Source organism: Actinoplanes sp. NPDC051633, assembly GCF_040681735.1.
Classification (GTDB): Bacteria; Actinomycetota; Actinomycetes; order Mycobacteriales; family Micromonosporaceae; genus Actinoplanes.
Window position 1 is genome coordinate 1 of record NZ_JBFAZH010001470.1, and the last position, 1668, is coordinate 1668.

The 1668-nt window shown below is 69.1% G+C and carries 3 protein-coding genes; 1 reads left to right on the forward strand and 2 read right to left on the reverse strand.

Annotation, left to right across the window (positions count from 1 at the left end; all coding sequences use genetic code 11):
* Window positions 1-308, reverse strand: a 308-nt coding sequence (locus AB0M20_RS42175; protein ID WP_364307004.1) for an aldo/keto reductase, incomplete at its 3' end; no start/stop codon positions are given.
* Window positions 309-468: 160 nt separating this feature from the next.
* Between AB0M20_RS42175 and AB0M20_RS42180 the strand changes: the two genes are divergently transcribed.
* Complete coding sequence (locus tag AB0M20_RS42180) at window positions 469-834, forward strand: VOC family protein (RefSeq protein WP_364307006.1); 366 nt, start codon at window positions 469-471, stop codon at window positions 832-834.
* 9 nt (window positions 835-843) lie between these two features.
* Here AB0M20_RS42180 and AB0M20_RS42185 read toward each other — a convergent pair whose 3' ends face one another.
* A complete protein-coding gene (locus AB0M20_RS42185) occupies window positions 844-1578 on the reverse strand; it encodes a hypothetical protein (RefSeq protein ID WP_364307008.1) in 735 nt (244 codons plus the stop codon).
* Between the last annotated feature and the right edge of the window lie 90 nt (window positions 1579-1668).

Sequence of the window (1668 nt, forward strand, 5' to 3'; positions counted from 1 at the left end):
GAGTCGATCCGGTCGACGCCCAGGCGATCGAGCGAGCGGCGGATCTCCTCGCGCGCGCCGCGGTAGGTCCGCTCACCGGTCTTGGTCGCCAGGAAGAACTCGCCGGGGCGGCGGCGCAGCCAGGTCGCCACCCGCAGCTCCGCGTCGCCGTATCCGGCGGCGACGTCGATGTGGTTGACGCCGTGCCGCACGAGCACATCGAAGGCGCGGTCCGCCTCTGTCTTGGTGACGCTGCCGAGCGCCGCCGCACCGAAGATCACACGGCTCGACTCATGCTCGGTCGCGCCGAACGGCATCCGGGGAATCATTTCGGCAGCCTAACCCGGGCGCGGCGGACCGGCTCGGCTCAGCCGGCGCCCGGCCCGGTATCCCGGCCCAGCCCATCCGCCTAGCAACCTAGGACGCTTTAGGGATGGTGACGGCCGTAGCCTCGGATGCTCCGAGATGAGCGAGCCGGGTGGAGGAACAATGGCGGTGCGGTCACTGGGCTGGCTGGGAGTGCGGACGCCGGCCGCCGACGCGATGAGTGCCCTCTATCGCGACGTGCTGGGCCTCGAGGTGATCCTTGAGCGGCCGGGAGCGGCGTGGTTCCGGACGCAGGACGGCACCGAGGTGCACGTCTACGGGCCGGAGGACGAGTTCCACGAGTTCTTCGGGACCGCGCCGGTGGTCGGGCTGGCCGTGGACTCCTTCCGGGACACGCACGCCGCTCTGGCCGCGGCCGGTGTCGAGTTCCTCTATCCCGAGCCGCAACGCGCCGACGGCCGCGCCTGGCAGCACTTCCGCGCGCCGGACGGCAACGTCTACGAGATCATCGGATCGGACGACCTGTGATCCGGTGACTCACGGCCGGCGCCCCACGATGTAGGCCACCTTCCAGCCCGGGCGGGTGAGCAGCAGGCTGTTCGCGCCGCCGCTGTGGTCGGCGTCCACGGCGACGATGCGGTCGGCGGCGACGGCGACGTCGTACCCGCCGATGCCGTTGGTCCCGGTGTAGACCGCGGCCGGGGCGGCGCCGGAGCCCTTGCGGTAGATGCCGACGAGCCGGCCGCCGGGGCGGTAGAAGACCAGGTGGTCGAGCTTGCCCGTGTAGTCGTAGTCGTACGGCGTGACCAGGTCGCGGGTGTTGCTCAGATCGAAGCCCGGCAGGCCGGTGAAGCTCGACCAGGCCGTGGTGAACGACGTGCCGGCGGTGTGCCGGATCACGAACGCGATCCGGTGCCCGGGCCGGTAGGCGAGCAGCGCGTCGAGCTTGCCGGTGCGGTCGTAGTCGAACGGCACGATCCGGTCGGCGGCGGTGGCCAGGTCGAAGCCGCCGATCCCGGTGCTGCTGGCGGTGACCGTGCCGAAGCCGGCGCCGGACCGGCCGAGGACGAAGGCGATGCGGCTGCCCGGCCGGTACGCCAGGAAGTGGTCCACCTTGCCGGAGTGGTCGTAGTCGAACGCCACCACCTGATCCTGGGCCAGCGCGAGGTCGAAGCCGCCGATGCCGGTGCGGCTGGTGTGGACCGCCGTGAACCCGGTGGCGGTGTGCTTGACGACGTAGGCGATCCGGTGCCCGGGCCGGTAGGCGAGCATAAAACATTTTAATTCTTTGAGTTATTTCTATATAGTATCAAGACAAGAAGAAACTCGTTTTCAACTCGTTTCAAAAACCTTTCAAAAACC

Coding starts and splice junctions, on each gene's coding strand:
- AB0M20_RS42180 (WP_364307006.1), top strand. CDS start 469: ATGGCGGTGCGGTCACTGGGCTGGCTGGGAGTGCGGACGCCGGCCGCC.
- AB0M20_RS42185 (WP_364307008.1), bottom strand. CDS start 1,578: ATGCTCGCCTACCGGCCCGGGCACCGGATCGCCTACGTCGTCAAGCAC.